This window comes from Streptomyces sp. CBMA156 (assembly GCF_014596515.1).
In the GTDB taxonomy this organism is placed as follows: domain Bacteria; phylum Actinomycetota; class Actinomycetes; order Streptomycetales; family Streptomycetaceae; genus Kitasatospora.
Window position 1 is genome coordinate 1 of sequence record NZ_MSJQ01000204.1, and the last position, 23,425, is coordinate 23,425.

Consider the following 23,425-nt stretch of genomic DNA (forward strand, 5'->3'; position numbering starts at 1 on the left):
GCCGGCGCTCGGCGCGGCCGCCGGTGGGCGGGGCCGGCTCGGCGTCCGGCGCGCCGATGTCGAGAGGCAGCCGCAGCTGGAGGGTCTGGTCGGGCAGCCAGGGGTACTCGGGCCCGTCCACGAGTGGCTCCTGGGCCTGCTCGTACACGCCCCAGCCGTCCTCGGGCACGGCCGGCGCCGGGTACCCCTGCCGGTACGGCGCGCCGGTGCCGTCGTCCGGGCCCTGGTGCCTGGGCCCGCCGTGCTGCCGCACGGCGCCGTGCGGGTCCGCCTCCGGCTGGTAACGCCCCTCCGGACGCACCGTGGTCATGCCGGTCAGCCCCGGCCGATCACCGGGGCGAGCCCGGCCGACCGGTCGACCGCCTGGGGGAAGCCGCACTCCGCGAGCCAGTTGGCGAGCATCCGGTGACCGCCCTCCGTGAGCACCGACTCGGGATGGAACTGCACGCCCTCGACCGGTAGTTCACGGTGCCTCAGGCCCATGATCACGCCGCTCCCGGTGCGCGCGGTGACCACCAGCTCGGCCGGCACGGTGGCCGGTTCGACCGCGAGCGAGTGGTAGCGGGTCGCGGTCAGCGGCGAGGGCAGGCCCTCGAAGACCCCGCCGTCCTCGTGCTCGACCGGCGAGGTCTTGCCGTGCAGCAGTTCCGGCGCCCGGCCGACCACCGCGCCGTAGGCGGCCGCGATCGACTGGAGGCCCAGGCAGACGCCGAACACCGGCAGTCCGATCCGCGCGCAGTGGTGCACCATCTCGATGCAGACCCCGGCCTCCTCGGGGGCACCGGGCCCCGGGGAGAGCAGCACCCCGTCGAAGCCCTCCTCGCCGGAGCGGCGGACGGCGTGCTCGACGGTCACCTCGTCGTTGCGCACCACCTCGCAGGTGGCGCCGAGCTGGTACAGGTACTGGACCAGGTTGAAGACGAAGCTGTCGTAGTTGTCCACCACCAGGATGCGGGGCCGGGTGGTCGCCTGGGTCGTCATGCGCGCGTGGTCTCCGTGGGGTGCGTGCTGGAAGGGGGATGCGGGCCCGGCCGGCTCAGCCGACCGCGGCGCCGTCGCCGCCGTCCACTGTGACGTCGCCGAAGGGGAGCAGCGGTTCCGCCCACGGGAAGACGTAGGTGAAGAGGAGGTAGACGATCCCCAGGACGAGGAGCAGCGAGATGACGGCCCGGACCAGGGTGGGCCCCGGGAGGTGACGCCAGATCCAGCCGTACATGGTGCTCCCTCGACATAGCGGACTGGGTTAAAGAGTAGACCCGCCGTTCGCGGGCGCGGGCCGTTACGCCGGTCCGTCCGCCGACCGCAGCTCGGTGGTGCCGGAGTACCCGGGCAGGGCCAGGTCCCCGCTCTCCTGGACCTTCCAGCCGAGCCCGTACGCCTGTACGTACTGGAGGTAGTTGCGGATCGTCGGGTCCGCCTCGACGGCCGAGCGCAGCCCGTCGGTCCTCCCGACCGCCTTGACCACGTACGGCGGGGAGTAGACCCGGCCCTGGAGCAGCAGGGTGTTGCCGACGCAGCGCACGGCGCTGGTGGAGATCAGCCGCTGGTCCATCACCTGTACGCCCTCGGCGCCTCCCCGCCACAGCGCGTTGACCACGGCCTGGATGTCCTGCTGGTGGATGACCAGGTCGTTGACGCCGGGTTCGGGCACGCCGGGGATGCGCGCGGTGGCGTTCGGCGGGGCGTCGTTGAGGGTGACGGTCAGGCCGCCGCCCTGGAGCGGCTCCAGGGCGGCCCCGGAGCGCAGTCCGCCCAGCTGGGCGGCGTCGGCGGGGTCGTGGCCCTGCTGCTCGGTGAGCTGCTGGGCGCGGGACTGGAGGTCGGCGAGCTGGGACTGCGCCTGCTGGTTCTGCGCGCTGCGCTGGCGGACCACGTCGCCGAGGCTCAGCAGCGAGTTGTCCGTCCGCAGGTCGGTGCCGCGGGCGGTCTGCGCGCTGATGTAGAAGAGCAGTCCGGCGAGCGCGAAGACGGCGCAGGTCAGGGCACGTCCGACAATTCGGGTGCCGGACCGGCGGGTAGGGACCGGCTCAGGGGGAATCGACAAATTAGTCACCGTACCCTTATCTCCTCAAGACCCGCCGAGCCACTACGCTAACGGACGCCGGTGGCACGTGGCGGGACGGTCCCCAGGGCCTTCTCCTCCGCCGACGCCGGCAGATTCCACCCGCTGCACCTCCGCGCGGCCTCACAGCGCATCGACAGGAGAGCTCCTCGTGCCGAAGTCCCGACTCCGCAAGAAGTCCGACTACACCCCGCCGACGGCGGCTGCGGTGAAGATCAGCTCGGGCCGTGGTTGGGTCGCGCCGCTGATGCTGGCACTGTTCCTGATCGGCCTGGTGTGGATCGTCACCTACTACGTGACCAGCGGCAACTACCCGGTCGAGAGCTGGCGGAACTGGAACATCCTGGTCGGCTTCGGCTTCATCGCCGCCGGCTTCGGTGTCTCCACCCAGTGGAAGTGACGGTCCGCCCGTCCTGAGGCCCGGTTCCGGGCCGTTCCCGCCGCTCCGGATGCCCGACCCGGAGCGGCGGTCAGTCGTGCCCGGACCCTGAACGGTCAGCCGGTCGGTTATCCCCACGATCGGACTGTCACGTTTATCCACATGGTTATCCACACTGGGGAAAAGTCCCCCCAGGCTGTGGATAACTTTTCCGGAGCGGGCCGTCTCCGGCTGTGGACAATCCCGCGGAAACGCGAGAACCGCACAGCAGGACACGCGTAGAACAGCAGTCCACAACCGTCCGGACGCACAGCCTGTGCACAACCCCGCACCCGCTGTGGACAAACGTGCGGGACGTCAGGCCCCGTAGAGCGCCATCCCGGTCAGCAGCATCCCCGCCTCGACCGCCACCGCGCCCGCCACCGCCAGTGCCTGGACCGCTCCGCGGCGCTCGCGCGGGGCGTACATCAGGCCGGCCGCGGTCAGCGCGCCGAACACCAGGCCGCCGAGGTGCGCCCGCCAGTCGATGCCGGGGCGGGAGAAGGTGACGATCAGGTTGAAGACCAGGAACGCCATCGCCGGGCCGAGCGGGCCCCGGTTCCGCAACTGCATCACGATCGTGGCGCCGATCAGCCCGAAGATCGCCCCCGAGGCGCCCACCGAGTTCATCAGGTCGCCGGCCACCAGGAAGGCGAAGGTGCTGCCGCCCAGGCCGGAGACCAGGTAGAGGGCCAGGAAGCGCAGCCGGCCGAGCGCCTCCTCCAGCGCCGGGCCGAGCCAGAACAGCACCAGCATGTTCATCCCGACGTGCCACCACTCCAGGTGCAGGAAGGTGGCGGTCAGCAGCCGGTACCACTGGTCCGGGCCGTCGGCGATGCCCGCGGGGCCGCCGAGGATGTCCCGTCCGGCACTGAACAGCGACCAGGTCTGCCCCAGCCGCGGGGAGAGCACGTAGGCCGCGAGCACCCAGACCACGATGTTGAGCCCGATCAGCACCCTGGTGACCAGCCCGCCGTCGACGGCCGGGGCTCGACCGAACCTGGTGGTCGCCCGCCGCGTCCCGGCGTGGCCGTTGCCGACGCACTCGGGGCACTGGAAGCCCACCGAGGCGGCCACCATGCACTGCGGGCAGATCGGCCGCTCACAGCGGGTGCAGGAGACCCCGGTGGGGGTCTGCGGGTGCCGGTGGCAGCCGGGAAGTCCGGCCTCCGGGGACCGATCGGCCGACGGCCGCGGCTCGTCCTGGAGCATCAGCGGGTCCCCTTCCCGTACACGGCCTCCGAAACCGCCAGCCTACTGCCGCACACCCGTTCCCGGGCCCGCTCCCCCGCGGCCGCGTTCTCCGCCCGCCTCTACGCCGGCCTTTCCACCCCGCCGGCCCCGCCGGCCCCGCGTACGGCCCACCCCGACATGCCATCGGACAAATCTGGATGCATGATCAGCATTCAGGTGGATATGTGCATAAAGGACGCCACCCAGGAGGAGAGACTCGTGAGCTTTACGGATTCGGCCCGAGAGACGGCCACCAGGACCCGGGACACCGCCGCACAGTTCGCGGACGGCGCCAAGCAGCGCATGGGCCCCGCCTTGGACGCCGTCGGTCCGAAGGCCTCGCAGGCCGCCCACAACCTCCGCATCCAGTACGACAAGCACCTCGCCCCGCAGTTCGGCCAGGCCTTCGCCAGCCTGCCGCCGGAGGCCCAGCAGAACGCCCTGAAGGCCCTCCACCGGGCCCAGGAGGCCGCTCTGGCGGCCCGTCTGTCCGCCACCCGGGCTGCGGACCAGGCCCGCGCCACGGTCGCCCCCAGGGTCGTCCAGGCGGTCGAGGAGGCCCGTGCCGCGGTGACCCCGGTCGCCCAGGAGGCCCAGTCCCGCGGCGCCGCCGCGCTGACCGCCCTCCACGGCAACGTCAGCTCGGCCGAGATCAGTGAGCTGGCCGCCAGGAACGCCAGGAAGGGGCACTGCAACCGGGTGGCCACCGGCCTGGCCGTGGCCGGCCTGCTGGCGGTCGGCGGCGGCATCGTGGCCTGGCAGTGGTGGCGCCGGCACAGCAACCCGGAGTGGCTGGTCGAGCCCCCGGCCACCCAGGAGCCCCGCCCGGCCGGCGCGCACGCCGCCTCCGCCCCGGTGAACGGCTCAGGACCGGACGCCACCGCGGGGCCCGCCGCCGAGGCCCCGGCCGCAGAGGACGGCGGCCCCGCCGCCGAGGACGGCCCCGGGCCGCGCTGACCGTCCGGGAGGCCCGGAGATCCCCGGGAAACGCCGATCGGCCGCCGACCAGGATCCTGGTCGGCGGCCGATCGGCTACCGCTGTGAACTGTGGAGCATAGGAGATTCGAACTCCTGACATCTGCCTTGCAAAGGCAGCGCTCTACCAACTGAGCTAATGCCCCTCGACGGCACCACGGGTGCCGACGGGCACCAGAGTACCGGTTTCCGGCGCGATTCCCAGCGCCGTCCCCCTGGAACGGTGCCGTCCAGTGGGGTCGGCCGGTCCGGTTCTTCGACCGGGCCGGCCGGCCCGGGAGGCGCCGAGGAGCGCCTCCGGAGTTCGTCGATCGTCAGATCGCCGGGGGTTCAGCGACCGGCCGGAACCGGGTCGGTGGCCTCGGTCCACAGGTCCTGCTCGGCACGGTCGGCCTGGACCTGACGGTAGACAAAGAAGCCGCCGAGGGCGACCAGGGCGACCAGGAGAAGCTTCTTCACCGCGGGACCTCGTCCTTCTTGCGTTGTTGGACTCAAGAGCCGGATCCGGCCGGACTGACCGGGCCGACGAGTCCAGTTGTGTTTCGAGCGCGAACGGGCTGCCGGGTGCCAGACTGCCCTTGCGGCCGATGATACACACCGGTGTCCCAATCGTGACCAGCCACCGGTGCGGCCAACCCGGCGGTCCGGTCCCAGGATTGACGCCGCACCTCCTGGCAGGTGGTCCGGCCGCCCCGTGGACCGTCCCGGGGCCCCGGTCGGGCCCGGCCCGCGGGGTCCGTCCGCCGCCACGACCGCGGGTCCGTCCGCGGACCGTCCCGGCGCCGCCACCACGGCCGTGCCGTTTCTCCGGGTCCGCGCCGGCCGGCGCCGGGAACGCCGAAGGGCCCGGAGTGGATCACTCCGGGCCCTTCGGGGAGGTGGGCCTAACAGGACTTGAACCTGTGGCCTCTTCCTTATCAGGGAAGCGCTCTAACCGTCTGAGCTATAGGCCCTCACCGGACAGAGAGCCTACCCGACTCCGGCCGATCCATGGCCCCGCCCGATCCTGAAGTACCGAAGGGCCCGGAGTGGATCACTCCGGGCCCTTCGCGGTGGTGGGCCTAACAGGACTTGAACCTGTGGCCTCTTCCTTATCAGGGAAGCGCTCTAACCGTCTGAGCTATAGGCCCTTGCCGCACTGAAAGATTAGCGGACCGACGGCCGATCTCCCAAATCCGGGTCGGCCGGGGTGACGGCGGCACCCCCCGCGACCAGCTGCGGCGCACCGGCGGAGGGGCGCAGCAGCCACTCCTCGCGGGTCGGCGGGAGACCGGCCGTACCCTCCTCGGTGCTGCGGACGGCGAGGACCTGGTTGATCCCGATCCGGTTCTGCTCGAAGGCGAGCGCGGAGGCGGCCATGTAGAGCCGCCAGACCCGGGCCCGGCCGCGGCCGGCCAGCCGGACCGCCTCCGTCCAGTGCGCCTCCAGGTTGGCCACCCACTCGCGCAGGGTCAGCCCGTAGTGCTCGCGCAGCGACTCGACGTCCCGGACCTCGAAGCCGGCCTCCTCCAGCCTGGCGACGGTGGAACCGACGGGGGAGAGTTCGCCGTCCGGGAAGACGTAGCGGTCGATGAAGGGGCTGGGGCGGTGCGGCTCACCGGGGAAGTCGGGGCGGCGGGCGATCTGGTGGTTGAGCAGCCGGCCGCCGGGCACCAGCAGCCCGTACAGGCCCTCGGCGTAGACCCGGTACTGCTCCGCGCCGACGTGCTCGGCCATCCCGACGCTGGAGATCGCGTCGAAGGGCCCGTCGGTGATCTCCCGGTAGTCCTGGAGCCTGACCTCCACCCGGTCCGACAGGCCCGCCTCCTCGATCCGGGTGCGGGCCAGCGCGACCTGCTCCGCGGAGATGGAGACGCCGACCGCGGTGACCCCGTAGTGCTTCGCCGCGTGCAGCAGCAGTGAGCCCCAGCCGCAGCCGACGTCCAGCAGGCGCGTCCCCGGCCGCAGGCCGAGCTTGCGGCAGATCAGGTCGAGCTTGGCCTCCTGGGCGGCTTCCAGGCTCTTCGCCTCGGGCGTCCAGTAGGCGCACGAGTAGACCATCGACGGGCCGAGCACGAGGCCGTAGAAGTCGTTCCCGACGTCGTAGTGGTGGCTGATCGCCGCGCGGTCCCGGCTGCGGCTGTGCAGCCGTCCCTCGGCCCCGCGGACCTCCTCGCGGGGCGGTTCGGGTTCGAGGCCGACCGCCCCGGCCCGCAGCACGGCGGCGAGCGCCCGGCGGCCCCTGGCGCCGAGCACGTCGCGCGGCCCGAGGGCCAGGGTGCGGATCTCCGGCAGCTCGGCGAAGCGGGCGACGGCGGAGAGCGTCTCGTACAGGTCGGTGCCCGGGGCGAGTTCCAGGTCCCCCGAGACGTAGGCCCTGGCCAGGCCCAGTTCGTCCGGCTGCCAGATCAGCCGGCGCAGCGCCCTGCGGTTGCGCAGGATCACCGTGGGCCCCCCGGGAGGACCGGCGACACTGCCGTCCCAGGCCTGGACCCGCAGTGGTACCGGGACCCCCAACAGCCCCTCCAGGGCCTCGACCAGTTGACCTGCGAGCTTCGCCACCGCGCGCCTCCGTCCAGTCGTCCTTCGGAACCTCAGCTGCCCCGGTCGACGGACCGGGGCGGGCCTGCGGCACTCCCAAGGCGCGGGACGGGCGGCACCCAGCTAATCCCACCGCGGCCGCCCGGTTTCCCGGCGGCACGCCGCGGGCGGCCGGCTGTCACCCGAAATGCCGACGGACCCCACAGGCTGGAACAGCCTGCGGGGCCCGCGCATTCCGCCCGTGGACGGGAAACTGATCCGGGGTCAGGAACCGGCCGGAATCAGTCCTCCTCGGCCAGGGTGAGCTCGACGCCGCCGGTGAAGCCGGCCGCCGCGTTGTAGATGAACGCGGACAGCGTGGACAGCGCGGTCAGCAGGACGACGTCGACCACGGCGATCAGCGTGGTGAAGGTCATCACCTTGCCGAAGCCGACGTAGTCCATCAGGTTGACGCCGCCGCTGCTGTCCGAGCCGGTGACGTCCTTGAGGGTCTTGGTCAGCGAGTCGAAGACCCCGAGCGAGTCCAGCGTCATCCACAGCACGGCCGAGGCCACGATGATGATGATGCCGACGGCCAGCGACAGCAGGAAGCTGACCTTCATCACGGACCACGGGTCGACCTTGGTCACCCGCAGCCGGGCCTTGCGGGTCCGGCCGAGGCCGGACCCGCCCACCACGGGGGCGGCCGCCGCGGGGGCGCCGGAGGGCCGCCGCGCCGCACCGGCGGCGGGGGTCCCACCGACCGGGGTCCCGCCGGGCGGGGTGTTCCCTGACGTCCGGGTGCCCCTGGGCGGGGTCGGCTGCCCCTTGGCGTACGTGGTCGGCTGCGAGAAGCCGCTGCCCGGGGCCGGACTGTTCGGCGCCGGGGGCGTCTGTCCGCCGTAGGTCGCACCGCTCTGGCCCGCTCCGCCGACCGGTGGCATCAGCGAGGTGGACGCGGCCGAGTGCTCGGTCGGCGGCTGCGGCACACCGTACGAACCCCCGCCCTGCGCGCCCGGACGGCCGCCGGAGGCTCCTCCCGCAGCACCCGTGGCTCCACTCACCTGGTCCTCCCGCACTTCCCAGCAGGGCGGTGGTGCCGCCCTGCCTCGTCACTCGTCATCCAGCGCCCGGCGGGATTGCCCGGAACTGGTCGGCGTCCGAAGGCCGCCGCGTCCCTTCTCTGGACGCGACGGCTCCGGCTTGCGGTTCGGTTCAGGCCTCGACGTCCCCGTCGACCACCGTCACCGCGCCCTCGGCCGTCTCGGTGGACTCGGTACCCGCCACCTCGTCCTCCGCCGTCTCCTCGTCCTCGGCCTCCGCGTTGCGGGCCATGCCCACGACCGCGTCGCGCTTTCCGAGGTTGATCAGTTGGACGCCCATGGTGTCACGTCCGGTTTCACGAACCTCGGAAACCCTCGTACGGATCACCCCACCAGAGAGGGTGATTGCCATGATCTCGTCGGATTCGTCCACCACGAGCGCGCCGACCAGCGAGCCCCGGCCCTCGACGATCTTCGCCGCCTTGGTGCCGTAGCCGCCGCGTCCCTGGACACGGTACTCGTCCACACCGGTGCGCTTGGCGTACCCGCCGTCGGTGGCGGTGAAGACGTAGGTGTCCGGCCGGACGACGTTCATCGAGAGCAGTTCGTCGTCCTCGCGGAAGGCCATGCCCTTGACGCCGGAGGTGGCGCGGCCGGTGGGCCGCAGGGCGTCGTCGGTCGCGGTGAAGCGGATCGACTGGGCCTTCTTGGAGACCAGCAGCAGGTCGTCCTCGGCGGAGACCAGCTCGGCGCCGATCAGCTCGTCGTCCCGGCCCTCCTCGTCCTGGCGGAGGTTGATCGCGATCAGGCCGCCGGAGCGCGGGGAGTCGTAGTCCTTGAGGGCGGACTTCTTCACCAGGCCGGCCCGGGTGGCGAGGACCAGGTACGGCTTGTCCTCGTACGTGCGGACGGCCATCACCTGGGCGATGTGCTCCTCCGGCTGGAAGGCCAGCAGGTTGGCCACGTGCTGGCCGCGGGCGTCGCGCCCGGCGTCCGGCAGCTCGTAGCCCTTGGCCCGGTAGACCCGGCCCTTGTTGGTGAAGAACAGGATCCAGTTGTGGGTCGTCGTCACGAAGAAGTGGTCGACGATGTCGTCCTGCTTCAGCTGGGCGCCGCGCACGCCCTTGCCGCCGCGCTTCTGCGAGCGGTACAGGTCGGAGCGGGTCCGCTTGACGTAGCCGCCACGGGTGATGGTGACGACGATGTCCTCCTCGGCGATGAGGTCCTCGATGGAGAGGTCGCCGTCGGAGGGGATGAGGGTGGAGCGCCGCTCGTCGCCGTACTTCTCGACGATCGCGGTGAGCTCCTCGGAGATGATCTCCCGCTGGCGGGTCGGCGAGGCCAGGATCGCGTTGTACTCGTCGATCTTGCGCTGGAGCTCGTCGTGCTCGTCCATGATCCGCTGGCGCTCCAGGGCGGCCAGGCGGCGCAGCTGCATCTCCAGGATCGCGTTGGCCTGGAGCTCGTCGATGTCGAGCAGGCCCATCAGGCCGGTGCGGGCGGCGTCGGCGCTCGCCGAGGCCCGGATCAGCGCGATGACCTCGTCGATCACGTCCAGCGCCTTGAGCAGCGCGCGCAGGATGTGGGCGCGCTCCTCGGCCTTGCGCAGGCGGAAGGTGGTGCGCCGGACGATGACCTCGACCTGGTGGTTGACCCAGTGCCGGATGAAGGAGTCCAGCGACAGGGTGCGCGGCACGCCGTCGACCAGGGCCAGCATGTTGGCGCCGAAGTTGGTCTGGAGCTCGGTGTGCTTGTACAGGTTGTTCAGCACGACCTTGGCGACCGCGTCGCGCTTGAGCACGACCACCAGGCGGGTACCGGTGCGGGACGAGGACTCGTCGCGGACGTCGGCGATGCCGGCGATCTTGCCGTCCTTGACCAGGTCGGCGATCTTCAGCGCGAGGTTGTCCGGGTTGACCTGGTACGGCAGCTCGGTGATCACCAGGCACTGGCGGCCCTGGATCTCCTCGACCTCGACCACGGCGCGCATGGTGACCGAGCCGCGGCCGGTGCGGTAGTACTCGTCGATCCCGCGGCGGCCGACGATCAGCGCGCCGGTGGGGAAGTCGGGGCCCTTGATCCGCTCGATCAGGGCCTCCAGCAGCTCCTCGGCGGAGGCCTCGGGGTTCTCCAGGTACCAGAGCGCGCCGGAGGCGACCTCGCGGAGGTTGTGCGGCGGGATGTTGGTGGCCATGCCGACCGCGATGCCGGTGGCACCGTTGACCAGCAGGTTGGGGATGCGCGCCGGCAGGACGGTGGGCTCCTGCGAGCGGCCGTCGTAGTTGGCGGCGAAGTCGACGGTGTCCTCGTCGATGTCGCGCATCATCTCCATGGCCAGCGGCATCAGCTTGCACTCGGTGTAGCGCATGGCCGCGGCCGGGTCGTTGCCCGGGGAGCCGAAGTTGCCGTTGCCGTCCACCAGCGGCATCCGCAGCGACCACGGCTGGGCCAAGCGGACCACGGTGTCGTAGATCGAGGTGTCACCGTGCGGGTGGTAGTTGCCCATGACGTCGCCGACGACGCGGGCGCACTTGTAGTAGCCCTTCTCGGGCCGGTACCCGCCGTCGTACATCGCGTAGAGCACCCGGCGGTGCACCGGCTTGAGGCCGTCGCGGACCTCGGGCAGCGCACGGCTGACGATCACGCTCATCGCGTAGTCGAGGTAGGAGCGCTGCATCTCGGTCTCGAGCTCGACCGGCTCGATCCGCATGGTGATCTGGGTGGTGGCCTCGGCGGCCTCGGGGGTCTCGGGCTGTTCGCCATCGGGACGGTTGTCGTCGACCACTGGTGGTCAGTTTCCTTTCACGCGGACTGGTACGTGCGGGGCCTGCGGTGCAGGCGTCACACGTCCAGGAAGCGGACGTCCTTGGCGTTGCGCTGGATGAAGGAGCGGCGGGCCTCGACGTCCTCGCCCATCAGCACGGAGAACAGCTCGTCGGCGCGGGCGGCGTCCTCCAGGGTGACCTGGAGCAGCAGCCGGTGCTCGGCGTCCATGGTGGTGACCCGGAGCTCCTCGGCGTTCATCTCGCCGAGACCCTTGAAGCGCTGGATCGCATCGTCCTTGGGCAGCCGGCGCCCGGCCTCCACCCCGGCGGCGATCACGGCGTCGCGCTCGCGGTCGGAGTAGGCGTACTCGAAGTCGTCCTTGCCCCACTTGATCTTGTACAGCGGGGGCATGGCCAGGTAGACGTACCCGGACTCGACCAGCGGCCGCATGAAGCGGAACAGCAGGGTCAGCAGCAGGGTGCGGATGTGCTGACCGTCGACGTCGGCGTCGGCCATCAGGACGATCTTGTGGTACCGCAGCTTGGACTCGTCGTAGTCCTCCTGGATGCCGCAGCCGAAGGCCGAGATCAGGGCCTGGACCTCGGTGTTCTGGAGGACCTTGTCGATCCTGGCCTTCTCGACGTTCAGGATCTTGCCGCGGATCGGCAGGATGGCCTGGGTGCGCGGGTCACGGCCCTGCTTGGCCGAGCCGCCGGCGGAGTCACCCTCGACGATGAAGATCTCGCACTCGGAGGGGTCCTTGGACTGGCAGTCGGAGAGCTTGCCCGGCAGCGAGGCGGACTCCAGCAGGCCCTTGCGGCGGGTCAGGTCGCGGGCCTTGCGGGCGGCGACGCGCGCGGTGGCGGCCTGGATGGACTTGCGGATGATGTCCGCGGCCTCGTTGGGGTTGCGGTCCAGCCAGTCGTTGAGCTGCTCGTGGACGACCTTCTGGACGAAGGTCTTGGCCTCGGTGTTGCCGAGCTTGTCCTTGGTCTGGCCCTCGAACTGCGGCTCGCCGAGCTTGACCGAGATGATCGCGGTCAGACCCTCGCGGATGTCCTCGCCGGAGAGGTTGTCGTCCTTCTCGCGGAGCAGCTTCTTGTCCCGCGCGTAGCGGTTGACCAGGCCGGTCAGCGCGGAGCGGAAGCCCTCCTCGTGGGTGCCGCCGCCGTGGGTGTGGATGGTGTTGGCGAAGCTGTAGACCCCCTCGGTGTAGGAGGAGTTCCACTGCATCGCGATCTCCACCGAGATCGCCTTGTCCTTGTCCTCCGCCTCGAAGTCGATCACCGAGGGGTGGATGACCTCGCCCTTGCGGGAGTTCAGGTGGGCGACGAAGTCGGCGATGCCGCCGTCGTACTTGTACGTGACGGAGAGCGGCTTGCCCTCCTCGTCCGCGTGCTCGACGCGCTCGTCGGTCAGCGAGATGGACAGGCCCTTGTTGAGGAAGGCCATCTCCTGGAAGCGCCGGGAGAGCGTCTCGAAGGAGTAGACGGTGGTCTCGAAGATGTCCCCGTCGGCCCAGAAGGTGACCGTGGTGCCGGTCCGGTCGGTCTCGGCGCCCTTCACCAGGGGGCCGGTCGGGGCGCCCATCTTGTAGTCCTGGGTCCAGATGTGGCCGTCCTTGTGGATCTCCACGGAGAGCCTGGTGGACAGCGCGTTCACCACGGAGACGCCGACGCCGTGCAGACCGCCGGAGACGGCGTAGCCGCCGCCGCCGAACTTGCCGCCGGCGTGCAGGACGGTGAGCACGACCTCGACGGCCGGCTTGTCCTGGCCCGGGACGATGTCCACCGGGATGCCACGGCCGTTGTCGACGCAGCGGATCGCTCCGTCGGCCATGATCGTGACGTCGATGGTGTCGGCGTACCCGGCCATCGCCTCGTCGACGGAGTTGTCCACGACCTCCTGCACCAGGTGGTGCAGGCCGCGCTCGCCCGTCGAACCGATGTACATGCCGGGGCGCTTGCGGACGGCGTCGAGGCCTTCCAGCACCTGGATGTTGCTACCGGTGTAGGAAGCCTGCTCGGACTGGTCTGGGGTCTGGCTGGGGTTGCCGGAATCGGCCACGAAGCGCCCTCTCTGGCACAGCACGGGCCGCAGGCCCACCCCGTGCGGGTGGGCGTGCGACCACAGCGTTTCGACTCGGTTGCCACTAGCAACAGTGTTTGGCTCTCAGTCTACCGGTACGACTGACAGAGATGGGCGTTTGGCAGCCCTTGAGGGCAGATACGCCGCCCTGAATCCCCTCGGGACATGTCCCGATACTCGCCCGGGGGGCCCAGGGCGCCTGGAAGGGCTGTCAGGGGTTCCGGAAGATCGCCATCCGATCAGCGTCCCCGACGGCCGTCCGACGTCCCGGTCAGCCCCAGGTGTCGCCCGGCCCCTTGCTCCCCGGCGCGCGCAGCCGGCCGTAGCCGCGGGCGGGCGCCGCCGGACCGAGCACCTTGATGGTCCGGACCGTCCCGTGGCCCAGTTCATGGTTCAGACGGGCCACCAACTGCCGTGCCAGCCAGCGTAGTTGAGTGGCCCAGGCGGTGGAGTCGCACTGCACGGTGAGCACCGCGGCGGCCTCGTCGTAGGAGGAGGGGTGACAGTGCGCGGCGATGTCCGGGCCGACGATCTGCGGCCAGCGGCCCATCACCCCGCCGACCGCGGCCGAGGACTCCCAGCCGCGCTCGGTCAGCAGCCGGTTCAGCGCGGCCCCCAGCGGGACCGGATCGCGGCCGTCCGACCGGGCGCCGCTGCGCAGGCCGTGCCGCTTCGCCTCGCGCTTCTCCCTGACCTGCTCACCGCGCTGGCGGGCCTGGGCCCGGGCCGCCCGCAGCGCGGAGCGGGCGAGGTCGGCACCGGTCGGCGCGGGGGCGCCCGGCTCGGGGGAGTGCTCCGCCGGTTCGCTCACGGCGATCCCCTTTCCCCAGCCTGTGGACAACGGTCGCGGTCGCGCGCCCGCCGAGCCCTCCAGCCTACGGGAGCGGGCCGGACGCGTCGGTCCTGGAGGGGGGCGGCGGAGCGCGGAAACGGTCGTGGTGCGGTGACGGCCGCGTGATGGTGGTGAAGGACCGCGGTCAGGCGTCGATCCGGCGCACCGCGCCGTCGGCGACCGCGAACCGGGCACCGGCCAGCGCCTTCGGCACGTCCTCGGCGACCGCCGCGGTCACCAGCACCTGCTCGCCGCCGGCCACCAGCTCGGCCAGCCGGTCCCGGCGGGAGGCGTCCAGCTCGGCGAACACGTCGTCCAGGATCAGCACCGGCTCGCCGCCGTCGGCGCGCAGCAGCTCGTACGAGGCCAGCCGCAGCGCCAGCGCGAACGACCAGGACTCGCCGTGGCTGGCGTAGCCCTTGGCCGGCAGCGGGCCGAGCTTGAGCACCAGCTCGTCGCGGTGCGGGCCGACCAGGGTGAGCCCGCGCTCGACCTCCTGTTTGCGGAGCGCCTGCAGCGCGTTCAGCAGCTGCTCCTCGGCCTGCTCGCGACTGGTCGGCAGCTCGCCCTCGAAGGAGCTGCGGTACTCCAGGGCGGTCTCGCCGCCGCCGGGGGCCAGCTGCCCGTACGCGGCCGTCACGAGGGGCTGCAGGGCCGCCACCAGCTGGATCCGGAAGGCCGTCAACTCGGCGCCGGCCCGGGCCAGATGGCCGTCCCAGACCTCCAGGGTGGAGAGGTCGGCGCCCTTGCCGCCACCGGCCCTGCGGGCCATCGCGGCGGTCTTCAGCAGGGCGTTGCGCTGCTTGAGCACCCGCTCGTAATCCTGCCGCACACCGGCCAGCCGGGGCGCCCGGGCGGTCAGCAGCTCGTCCAGGAAGCGCCGCCGCTCACCCGGGTCGCCCTTGACCAGGCTGAGGTCCTCGGGGGCGAACAGCACAGTGCGCAGCAGGCCCAGCACGTCGCGCGGGCGGACGTTGTCGGAGCGGTTGATCCGGGCCCGGTTGGCCTTGCCCGGGGTGAGCTCCAGCTCGACCAGGGTGGAGCGGCCGCGGTCCACCACCGAGGTGCGGATCACCGCCCGCTCGGCGCCCAGCCGGATCAGCGGCGCGTCGGTGGCGACCCGGTGGCTGCCCAGGGTGGCGACGTAGCCGATCGCCTCGACCAGGTTGGTCTTGCCCTGGCCGTTGGGCCCCACGAAGGCCGTCACGCCCGGGTCGAGGGGAACCTCGGCCCGGGCGTACGACCGGAAGTCGGCGAGCGACAGATGCGCGACGTGCATGGCTGTGGACTGCGCCCGCCTTCTCCTGGGGGACCTGCCGGGTCGTCTTGACTCGGCTTACTTGGACTCGACCGCGTGGCCGCCGAACTGGTTGCGCAGCGCGGCGATCATCTTCATCTGCGGCGAGTCGTCCTGGCGGGACGCGAAGCGGGCGAACAGCGAGGCGGTGATCGCCGGCAGCGGCACGGCGTGGTCGATCGCGGCCTCGACGGTCCAGCGGCCCTCGCCGGAGTCGGCGGCCCAGCCGCGCAGCTTGTTCAGGTGCTCGTCCTCGTCCAGGGCGCGGACGGCCAGGTCCAGCAGCCAGGAGCGGATGACGGTGCCCTCCTGCCAGCTGCGGAAGACCTCGCGCACGTCGGTGACCTCGGGGGCCGCCTCCAGCAGCTCCCAGCCCTCGGCGAAGGCCTGCATCATCGCGTACTCGATGCCGTTGTGGACCATCTTGGCGAAGTGGCCAGCGCCGACCGCACCCGCGTGCACCGCGCCGAAGTCGCCCTCGGGCTTGAGCGCGTCGAAGACCGGCTGGACCTTGGCGACGTGCTCGGCGTCGCCGCCGTACATCAGCGCGTAGCCGTTCTCCAGGCCCCAGACGCCACCGGAGACGCCGCAGTCGACGAAGCCGATGCCCTTGGCGGCCAGCGCCTCGGCGTGCTTGATGTCGTCGGTCCAGCGGGAGTTGCCGCCGTCGACGACGACGTCGCCGGGGGAGAGCAGCTCGGCGAGCTCGTCGACGGTCGCCTGGGTGGCGGCGCCGGCCGGGACCATGACCCAGACCACGCGCGGGCCCTGGAGCTTGGTGACGAGCTCCTGAAGGCTCTCGACGTCGGAGATGTCCGGGTTGCGGTCGTAGCCGATGACGGTGTGGCCGGCGCGGCGGATCCGCTCGCGCATGTTGCCGCCCATCTTGCCGAGACCGATGAGGCCGAGCTCCATGACCAAGTCCTTACCTGTGGTGACGTGCCTGCCGGCGGCGCCGTTGCCGCACTCCCTGAGCCTACGCGCTGGAGCGGTCCGGACCGCCTGCGGTCGGGCCGAGCGGGGGAGACGTCCACAGGCTGTGCACAGCGGATGTGCACAGCCTGTGGACCACACCGGATGCGGCGGGATCAGCCGGAGAGGCGGACCGGCATTCTGTGTCCTGTGGGGGACGACCCCCACGCCCCCGGGATCATGCCCGCCCGGACATCAGCCGGAGAGGCGGACCGGCATGATCAGGTACTGGTACGCCTTGTCCTCCTCGGCGTCCACCGTGACCTTGCCGCTGAGCAGCGCAGGCTTGGTCGGGGTGGTGAAGCTCAGCTGGGCGAAGGGGGAGTCGATGGCCTTGAGGCCCTCCTCCAGGTAGCCCGGGTTGAAGGCGATCGAGATGGCGTCGCCCTCCAGGGAGGCCTCGATCCGCTCGGTGGCCTGGGCGTCGTCGCCCGAACCGGCCTCCAGCGTCAGCACGCCCTCCTCGAAGTTCAGGCGGACCGGGGTGTTGCGCTCGGCGACCAGCGAGACGCGCTTGAGCGCCTCCAGGAAGGGCTGGGTCTGGATCGCCGCGACCGCGTTGAACTCGGTCGGGAAGAGGCTGCGGAACTTGGGGAACTCGCCCTCCAGCAGCCGGGTGGTGGTCCGGCGGCCGGCGCCCTCGAAACCGATCAGGCCCTCGCCCGCGCCGCCCGAGGAGAGCGCGATGGAGACCGTGTCGCCGCTGCCCAGGGACTTGGCGATGTCCTGGAGGGTCTTGGCCGGGACCAGGGCGACGGCGGAGATGTCCGACTGCTCGGGCTTCCACAGCAGGTCGCGGACGGCGAAGCGGTAGCGGTCGGTGGCGGCCAGGGTGATCCGGTCGCCCTCGATCTCGACCCGGACACCGGTGAGCACCGGAAGGGTGTCGTCCCGGCCGGCGGCGACCGCGGCCTGGCTGACCGCGGAGGCGAAGACGTCGCCGGCGACGGTGCCGGTGGCGGTCGGCATCTGGGGCAGCGCGGGGTACTCGTCCACCGGGAGGGTGGGGAGGGTGAAGCGGGAGCTGCCGCAGACCACGCTGACCCGCTGGCCGTCGGTGGAGATCTCCACAGGCCTGTTGGGAAGGTTGCGGGAGATGTCGTTCAGCAGCCGGCCGGAGACCAGGACGGTGCCGGCCTCCTCGACGTCCGCCTCCAGCTCGACCCGGGCCGAGACCTCGTAGTCGAAGCCGGACAGCGCCAGGCTGCCCTCCTGCGCGGTCAGCAGCAGGCCTGCCAGCACCGGCACCGGAGGCCGTGCCGGGAGGCTGCGGGCAGCCCAGGCCACCGCCTCCGCGAGGACGTCACGCTCCACCCGGAACTTCACCGGTAACCGCCTCCTGGATCGAGCGCTCCCGCTCGCACTCTGGTTCGTCTGATCTTGATCGTCGGTCCGGCTGTCCGCCGAGCGCTGCCGCTCCGCTTCCAGTCGCAAGGACAGTCTGACGTACTCCGCCGACAGACGGGGCAGACGGGCGGAAGCAACCCGAACAGTTGTCGGGGCGCGGTTGTCCACAGATTCGGGGCCCACCCACTTTGAAAGCAAGTCCGGGGTCTAAATGTGTAGTGGTAGTAGTAGGGCCTGTGGAAACCGTGGATAACCCCGTTTCCGCAGGTCAGACCCCAGATTTTGTCCACAGCGGCTGTGGACGGCGGCTGTGGACGGGCAGGGCGTGCTGTGGACAGCCGAGCGTTACCCACAGGCCACGCTGGGTATCCACAGGTTATCCCCAGGGCTGTCCCCAGATCCGGGCCCGGTTATCCACGGGCGCCGGTCAACTTTTCGTGACGCCTTTCACACCAGGGTATGAACGCCAGCCCACGGTTGTCGAACTGTGGACGCGGCTGTGGACAACCTGGGGATAACCGGCCCGAGCCTGGGGACAAGCGGTGGACAACCCGGGCGGCCCGCTGGCGGCCCCTCAATTGTCCACACCCTGTGGATAACCGTTGTGCACAAGTCCACAGGCACCTGACCTGCGCGGAAGAGCGTAGCGGCGCCGGGCCTGTGGACGAATTCTGGATAACTCCGCACTCCCCACCTTGTGGACGGCGGAGAAGGGGCCTGTCCTGTGGACAACGGCCTTGCGCGCCCTCGGTTTTCGAATCACCGGTCAGTTGTTCGGCGCGGGCTGTGGACTGGCGGACCGTCCGTCGACGGCATCCCTGCCCAGCCGGCGCGCGATGCACACCTGTGGACGCGCGAAAGGGCGTCAGGATGCTCCTGACGCCCTCGGGCCGCTCGCGCGGCGGTGGCTAGCTCTTGATGCGGTTGGTGAGTTCGGTGACCTGGTTGTAGATCGAGCGCCGCTCGGCCATCAGCGAGCGGATCTTCCGGTCGGCGTGCATCACCGTGGTGTGGTCGCGGCCGCCGAACTGCGCGCCGATCTTCGGCAGCGAGAGGTCGGTGAGCTCCCGGCACAGGTACATCGCGATCTGGCGGGCCGTCACCAGCACCCGGCTGCGCGAGGATCCGCAGAGGTCGTCCACACCCAGGCCGAAGTACGCGGCGGTCTGCTGCATGATGACCTGCGCGGTGATCTCGGGGCCCGCATCCTCGTCCCCGCCGGGGATCAGGTCCTTGAGGACGATCCCGGCCAACTCCAGGTCCACCGGGGCCCGGTTGAGGTTGGCGAAGGCGGTGACCCGGATCAGCGCGCCCTCCAACTCCCGGATGTTGCGGGTGATCCGGGACGCGATGAACTCCAACACGTCGGCGGGAGCGTTGAGTTGCTCCTGGATCGCCTTCTTGCGCAGGATCGCGATCCGGGTCTCCAGCTCCGGCGGGGTGACGTCGGTGATCAGACCCCACTCGAAGCGGTTGCGCAGCCGGTCCTCCAGCGTGGTCAGCAGCTTGGGCGGCCGGTCCGAGGAGAGCACGATCTGCTTGTTCGCGTTGTGCAGGGTGTTGAAGGTGTGGAAGAACTCCTCCTGCGTGGACTCCTTGCTCGCGAGGAACTGGATGTCGTCCACGAGCAGGATGTCCATGTCCCGGTAGCGGCGGCGGAAGGTGTCCGCCTTGCCGTCCCGGATCGAGTTGATGAACTCGTTGGTGAACTCCTCCGAGGACACGTAGCGCACCCGGGTGCCCGGGAAGAGGCTGCGCGAGTAGTGCCCGATGGCGTGCAGCAGGTGGGTCTTGCCCAGCCCGGACTCGCCGTAGATGAAGAGCGGGTTGTACGCCTTGGCCGGGGCCTCGGCGACCGCCACCGCCGCCGCGTGCGCGAAGCGGTTGCTGGCGCCGATGACGAAGGTGTCGAAGAGGTACTTGGGGTTCAGCCGGGCGGCCGGCTCGTCCTTGCGGGAGCCGCCGGCCGGGGGAGCGCCGGGCGGCGCGGGCACTCCGGGGACGCCGGGACGCTCGGTGGAGCGCTCGGGGGCGGACTTCTCCGCCGGGCGGCCGCCGGAGGGGCGGGAGCCGCCGGCCCTGCGGCCGGCGCCGGTCCTGGGCTGTTCGTTCGGGCCCGGGCCGTAGGCGCCGCCGAAGAGGTCGCCCTGGGTGGTCGCGGGCGGTCCTGGGACGGGCCGCGGCGCCTGCCGGGCCGCGGGCTCCTCGGACTCGCGGTAGCCGGGCGGCTGCTCCTGGTAGCCCTGCCAGCCGGGGCCGCCGGGGGGGCCGCCGTACGGGGCCTGGCGCTGCTCGTAGCCGCCGGTGTCGTAGCGGGGGCGCTCGTAGTCCTGTGGGTAGGGCTGGTTCTGCTCGTACGGCTGCTCCTGCTCGTACGGCTGGTCCTGTCCGTACCCCTGCTGGTGCTGGTAGCCCTGGCCGCCGTAGCCGGAGGTGTCCTCCTCGGCCGGGCCGGGGTAGGGCTCGGCGGGGGCCTGGAGGGCGGACGCGGGGGTGGTCGGCACCGCGTTGGCGTCGACCATCACGGCGATCCGGACCGGGCGGCTGAGCTCACGGCTGAGGGCCTCGGTCAGCTGCGGCAGCAGCCGGCCCTCCAGCACCTGCTTGGCCCGCTCGTTCGGGGTCGCCAGCAGGGCGGTGTCGTGCATCATCCACATCGGCTGGGTGCGCTGCACCCACTGTTTGTCCATCTCCCCGACATCGGGGTCGGCGACCAGCCGCTCGACGACCCTGGCCCAGACCGGGACGAGGTCGCTGTTGACATCAGCCACTGGTGCACGCTTTCCAAGAACAAACCAGACAAGTTCTGCAACGGTAGTCAGCGAACAGGGACGGATCAAGTCGTTGTCCACAGGCTGTGGGTAAGACGGGCGAAGGAAGCCGGTTTGACCCTCGGACCCCGTCCCGCGTACCGTAACCAGGTCGAGTTGTCGATGGCCGCTGCCGCATGTCCGCGGGTCCACCCGCTCCATAAGGCGCGCAGCACGGGCGCCGTGGATTGCCTCCAGACCCCAGCCGAACTGGGGCGATGGGGTCGGATTTCCGAATCAGGGGAGATCACGCGGACGCACGGTGACGGCCAAGCGATTCCCCGTCATCCTACGATTCACCTCAGGAGCCCCCGAGTGAGCAAGCGCACCTTCCAGCCGAACAACCGTCGCCGCGCGAAGACCCACGGCTTCCGGCTGCGTATGCGTACCCGCGCCGGCCGTGCCATCCTGGCCGCCCGCCGTGGCAAGGGCCGCAGCAGCCTGTCCGCCTGATCCGCGCCAGAGTCTGTTGTGCTGCCCTCCGAGAATCGGCTGCGGCGGCGCCAGGACTTCGCGACCGCGGTGAAACGCGGTCGCCGGGCCGGCCGGCCCCTTCTGGTCGTCCATCTCAGCAGAGACGGTGACCCGCAGGGGCAGACCGACCGGACCAGCGACTCCCGCCCGCACGTCGCCGAGGGGACTCCTTCGGCGCGTGCGGGTTTCGTCGTGAGCAAGGCCGTTGGCCCGGCGGTCGTCCGCAACCTGGTCAAGCGCAGGTTGCGTCACCTCGTTCGTGATCGTCTGTCCAGGCTGCCCGCCGGTAGCCTGATAGTGGTGCGTGCGCTGCCCCAAGCCGCGACCGCCTCGTACCAGGACCTCGAACGCGACCTGGACGCGGCACTGAAGCGATTGCTGAGGACGGAGCCCGCCGCCACGGCGCCGACGGGAGCAGGTCGATGAAGTACCTGCTGATGGGTCTGATCAGGGTCTACCAGTGGACGATCAGCCCACTGCTGGGTCCGGTCTGCCGTTACTACCCCTCCTGCTCGCACTACGGCTACGAGGCCGTGAAGGTGCACGGGGCGGTCAAGGGCGGCGGGCTGACCGCATGGCGCATCCTGCGCTGCAATCCGTGGACGCCCGGCGGGGTCGATCACGTTCCGCCGCGCAAGCATCCGGTGTGGCACCGGCGGTTGCGGGACTGGCTGAAGAGCCGGTCCGCCACCGAGGAACCGGTGACCGCCACCCCCGCCGGTCCGGACCCCGAGGGCCCGGCGACCATTGGCCCCGAGCGGCCGATCCACCTGTCCAAGGAGCCTGACCGGTGACCTTCTCCTTCCTGAATCCCCTGTACACAGCGGTGTCCTGGATCATCGTCCAGTTCCACTCGCTGTACAGCCACATCTTCGACCCGGACGGTGGCTGGGCCTGGGGCCTCGCCATCGCCTCGATGGTGGTCGTCATCCGGATCTGCCTGATCCCGCTCTTCGTGAAGCAGATCAAGGCGACCCGGGCCATGCAGGCGATCCAGCCGAAGATGAAGGCCATCCAGGAGCGCTACAAGAACGACCGGCAGCGCCAGTCCGAAGAGATGATGAAGCTGTACAAGGAGGCGGGTACCAACCCGTTCTCCAGCTGCCTTCCCATCCTCGTGCAGGCGCCGTTCTTCACCGCCCTCTACGGCGTGCTCGCCAAGGTGGCCAAGAGCGAGCAGATCGGCGTCATCCACGGTGACCTGCTGGTGAGCGCCGGCAAGGCGCACATCTTCGGGGCCCCGCTCTCCGCGACCTTCCTCGGCAGCCCCGAGACCAGCGTCAAGATCGTCACCGCCGTGATGATCATCCTGATGTCGCTGTCGCAGTTCGTCACCCAGCGCCAGCTGATGACCAAGAACGTCGACCTCACGGTGAAGACGCCGTTCATGCAGCAGCAGAAGATGCTGATGTACGTCTTCCCGATCATGTTCGCCGTGATGGGCATCAACTTCCCGGTCGGTGTCCTGGTCTACTGGCTGACCACCAACGTCTGGTCGATGGGCCAGCAGCTGATCGTCATCCACAACAACCCGACTCCGGGCAGCAAGGCCTTCGAGGAGCGCCAGGCCCGCCTGAAGAAGGCCGGCCGGCTGCGTCCGGACGGTACGGAGATCAAGGGCGCTCTCTGGGGCATGCTGCCCCCGTCCAAGGAGGCCGTCAGCGCGGCGGCCAGCGCCGCCGCGGTGGTCGAGGACTCGGTGCAGGCACGCCGCCAGCAGCCCCGCCGGCAGACCAAGTCGCAGCGCCAGCAGGGTGCCGCCGGGCAGCCCACGGCCGAGTCCGGCGAGGACGTTCCGGTGGAGGAGCCCGTCGACGAGGTCCAGGCCGACACCGGTGCCAAGCCGGCGGCCGCCAAGCAGAGCACGGTCAAGCCGGGCGCGGCCAAGCCGGCAGGCACCAAGCAGGGCACCAGGCAGCAGCCGAAGCGCGGTGGCGGCCAGCGGCCGAAGAGGAAGTCCTGACCGGCCCCGGGGCCGTCGTGACAGCCGCGAAGAGCTTCGTTCCCGGCCCGCCAGACGGGCCCATCTCCGAAGGAGTCCATCAGTGACTGAAGGCACCACCTCCGCCGTCGAGGCCGAGGCCGCCGCCAGCGCCGACGAGAACCTCGTCTCCCGCCTGGAGCAGGAGGGCGACATCGCGGCGGACTACCTGGAGGGTCTGCTCGACATCGCGGATCTCGACGGTGACATCGACATGGACGTCGAGGGCGACCGTGCCCTGGTCTCCATCGTCAGCGACGGCAACGACCGCGCGATCCAGCGCCTGGTCGGGCAGGACGGCGAGGTGCTGGAGGCCCTCCAGGAGCTGACCCGGTTGGCTGTCCACCGGGAGACCGGCGAGCGCAGCCGCCTCATGCTGGACATTGCCGGCTTCCGGGCCCGCAAGCGCGAGGAGCTGGCGGTGCTCGGTGCCGAGGCCGCCGAGCAGGCCAAGAGCTCCGGCGAGCAGGTCAAGCTGCGTCCGATGACGCCGTTCGAGCGCAAGGTCGTCCACGACGCGGTCGCCGCGGCCGGTCTGCGCAGTGAGTCCGAGGGCGAAGAGCCCCAGCGGTTCGTGGTCGTGCTGCCGGTCTGAGTGCTGCCGGTCTGAGGCCGGCAGGTCGACGAC

Annotated in this window: 21 protein-coding genes, 3 tRNA genes and 1 pseudogene; 7 read left to right on the forward strand and 18 right to left on the reverse strand. The window is 70.8% G+C overall.

Annotated elements, in window-relative coordinates; translation table 11 throughout:
- The 4 genes and pseudogenes from BU198_RS16865 to BU198_RS16880 all read right to left on the reverse strand — a co-directional run.
- Positions 1 to 310: pseudogene (locus tag BU198_RS16865) on the reverse strand (hypothetical protein); the annotation flags it as partial.
- A gap of 5 nt (positions 311 to 315) precedes the next feature.
- Positions 316 to 981, reverse strand: a complete 666-nt coding sequence (locus BU198_RS16870) for an aminodeoxychorismate/anthranilate synthase component II (protein WP_188297677.1) — start codon at positions 979 to 981, stop codon at positions 316 to 318.
- A gap of 55 nt (positions 982 to 1,036) precedes the next feature.
- Positions 1,037 to 1,216 (reverse strand): hypothetical protein, encoded by a 180-nt coding sequence (locus BU198_RS16875; RefSeq protein WP_188297678.1) that lies wholly within the window; start codon positions 1,214 to 1,216, stop codon positions 1,037 to 1,039.
- Between the two features lie 63 nt (positions 1,217 to 1,279).
- Positions 1,280 to 2,044 carry a DUF881 domain-containing protein gene (locus BU198_RS16880; protein WP_223244499.1) on the reverse strand — a complete coding sequence of 255 codons (765 nt, stop codon included), beginning with the start codon at positions 2,042 to 2,044 and terminating at the stop codon, positions 1,280 to 1,282.
- 169 nt (positions 2,045 to 2,213) lie between these two features.
- Here BU198_RS16880 and crgA point away from each other — a divergent pair, with 169 nt between their 5' ends.
- Positions 2,214 to 2,462, forward strand: coding sequence for a cell division protein CrgA (gene crgA, locus BU198_RS16885; RefSeq protein WP_188297680.1), 249 nt, complete (start codon positions 2,214 to 2,216; stop codon positions 2,460 to 2,462).
- A 336-nt stretch (positions 2,463 to 2,798) separates the two neighbouring features.
- On the opposite strand, the gene BU198_RS16890 is transcribed toward crgA, so the two are convergent.
- On the reverse strand, positions 2,799 to 3,692 hold the full coding sequence (locus BU198_RS16890; RefSeq protein ID WP_188297681.1) for a rhomboid family intramembrane serine protease: 894 nt from the start codon (positions 3,690 to 3,692) through the stop codon (positions 2,799 to 2,801).
- Positions 3,693 to 3,932: 240 nt separating this feature from the next.
- Here BU198_RS16890 and BU198_RS16895 point away from each other — a divergent pair, with 240 nt between their 5' ends.
- Positions 3,933 to 4,670, forward strand: coding sequence for a DUF5324 family protein (locus BU198_RS16895; protein ID WP_188297682.1), 738 nt, complete (start codon positions 3,933 to 3,935; stop codon positions 4,668 to 4,670).
- A gap of 91 nt (positions 4,671 to 4,761) precedes the next feature.
- Here BU198_RS16895 and BU198_RS16900 read toward each other — a convergent pair.
- From BU198_RS16900 to dnaA, 13 genes are all read right to left on the reverse strand, one after another.
- Positions 4,762 to 4,834: transfer RNA gene (locus BU198_RS16900), tRNA-Ala, on the reverse strand.
- A gap of 184 nt (positions 4,835 to 5,018) precedes the next feature.
- The gene (locus tag BU198_RS42210) at positions 5,019 to 5,147 is read right to left on the reverse strand and encodes a DLW-39 family protein (protein ID WP_014137031.1); all 129 of its coding nucleotides are present in this window, start codon (positions 5,145 to 5,147) and stop codon (positions 5,019 to 5,021) included.
- A gap of 420 nt (positions 5,148 to 5,567) precedes the next feature.
- Positions 5,568 to 5,641, reverse strand: a tRNA-Ile gene (locus BU198_RS16905).
- A 100-nt stretch (positions 5,642 to 5,741) separates the two neighbouring features.
- A tRNA-Ile gene (locus BU198_RS16910) sits at positions 5,742 to 5,818 on the reverse strand.
- A gap of 16 nt (positions 5,819 to 5,834) precedes the next feature.
- Positions 5,835 to 7,229 (reverse strand): class I SAM-dependent methyltransferase, encoded by a 1,395-nt coding sequence (locus BU198_RS16915; protein WP_188297683.1) that lies wholly within the window; start codon positions 7,227 to 7,229, stop codon positions 5,835 to 5,837.
- 260 nt (positions 7,230 to 7,489) lie between these two features.
- Positions 7,490 to 8,251 (reverse strand): DUF3566 domain-containing protein, encoded by a 762-nt coding sequence (locus BU198_RS16920; RefSeq protein WP_317620161.1) that lies wholly within the window; start codon positions 8,249 to 8,251, stop codon positions 7,490 to 7,492.
- Positions 8,252 to 8,402: 151 nt separating this feature from the next.
- Positions 8,403 to 10,940, reverse strand: a complete 2,538-nt coding sequence (gene gyrA / locus BU198_RS16925; RefSeq protein ID WP_223244505.1) for a DNA gyrase subunit A — start codon at positions 10,938 to 10,940, stop codon at positions 8,403 to 8,405.
- Between the two features lie 131 nt (positions 10,941 to 11,071).
- The gene (gene gyrB, locus BU198_RS16930; protein WP_188297685.1) at positions 11,072 to 13,087 is read right to left on the reverse strand and encodes a DNA topoisomerase (ATP-hydrolyzing) subunit B; all 2,016 of its coding nucleotides are present in this window, start codon (positions 13,085 to 13,087) and stop codon (positions 11,072 to 11,074) included.
- Positions 13,088 to 13,355: 268 nt separating this feature from the next.
- The gene (locus BU198_RS16935; RefSeq protein ID WP_049654619.1) at positions 13,356 to 13,895 is read right to left on the reverse strand and encodes a DUF721 domain-containing protein; all 540 of its coding nucleotides are present in this window, start codon (positions 13,893 to 13,895) and stop codon (positions 13,356 to 13,358) included.
- A 166-nt stretch (positions 13,896 to 14,061) separates the two neighbouring features.
- The gene (recF, locus tag BU198_RS16940) at positions 14,062 to 15,195 is read right to left on the reverse strand and encodes a DNA replication/repair protein RecF (protein ID WP_188297686.1); all 1,134 of its coding nucleotides are present in this window, start codon (positions 15,193 to 15,195) and stop codon (positions 14,062 to 14,064) included.
- A gap of 57 nt (positions 15,196 to 15,252) precedes the next feature.
- Positions 15,253 to 16,128, reverse strand: coding sequence for a phosphogluconate dehydrogenase (NAD(+)-dependent, decarboxylating) (gene gnd, locus BU198_RS16945; RefSeq protein ID WP_188297687.1), 876 nt, complete (start codon positions 16,126 to 16,128; stop codon positions 15,253 to 15,255).
- Positions 16,129 to 16,380: 252 nt separating this feature from the next.
- Positions 16,381 to 17,511, reverse strand: coding sequence for a DNA polymerase III subunit beta (dnaN, locus tag BU198_RS16950; protein ID WP_188297688.1), 1,131 nt, complete (start codon positions 17,509 to 17,511; stop codon positions 16,381 to 16,383).
- A 929-nt stretch (positions 17,512 to 18,440) separates the two neighbouring features.
- Positions 18,441 to 20,303: a chromosomal replication initiator protein DnaA gene (gene dnaA / locus BU198_RS16955; protein WP_188297689.1), complete on the reverse strand. Its 1,863-nt coding sequence runs from the start codon at positions 20,301 to 20,303 to the stop codon at positions 18,441 to 18,443.
- 354 nt (positions 20,304 to 20,657) lie between these two features.
- Between dnaA and rpmH the strand changes: the two genes are divergently transcribed.
- From rpmH to BU198_RS16980, 5 genes are all read left to right on the forward strand, one after another.
- Positions 20,658 to 20,795, forward strand: a complete 138-nt coding sequence (gene rpmH, locus BU198_RS16960) for a 50S ribosomal protein L34 (RefSeq protein ID WP_030305394.1) — start codon at positions 20,658 to 20,660, stop codon at positions 20,793 to 20,795.
- A gap of 18 nt (positions 20,796 to 20,813) precedes the next feature.
- Entirely contained in the window at positions 20,814 to 21,242 is a 429-nt protein-coding gene (gene rnpA, locus BU198_RS16965; protein WP_049655849.1) for a ribonuclease P protein component, read from the forward strand.
- A complete protein-coding gene (gene yidD, locus BU198_RS16970; protein WP_223244501.1) occupies positions 21,239 to 21,610 on the forward strand; it encodes a membrane protein insertion efficiency factor YidD in 372 nt (123 codons plus the stop codon). The genes rnpA and yidD overlap by 4 nt, the downstream gene beginning before the upstream one ends.
- Positions 21,607 to 22,779, forward strand: coding sequence for a membrane protein insertase YidC (yidC, locus tag BU198_RS16975; RefSeq protein ID WP_188297690.1), 1,173 nt, complete (start codon positions 21,607 to 21,609; stop codon positions 22,777 to 22,779). Before yidD ends, yidC begins: the two co-directional genes overlap by 4 nt.
- Before the next feature lie 82 nt (positions 22,780 to 22,861).
- Positions 22,862 to 23,392 (forward strand): protein jag, encoded by a 531-nt coding sequence (locus BU198_RS16980; protein WP_188297691.1) that lies wholly within the window; start codon positions 22,862 to 22,864, stop codon positions 23,390 to 23,392.
- The last annotated feature ends 33 nt before the right edge of the window (positions 23,393 to 23,425 follow it).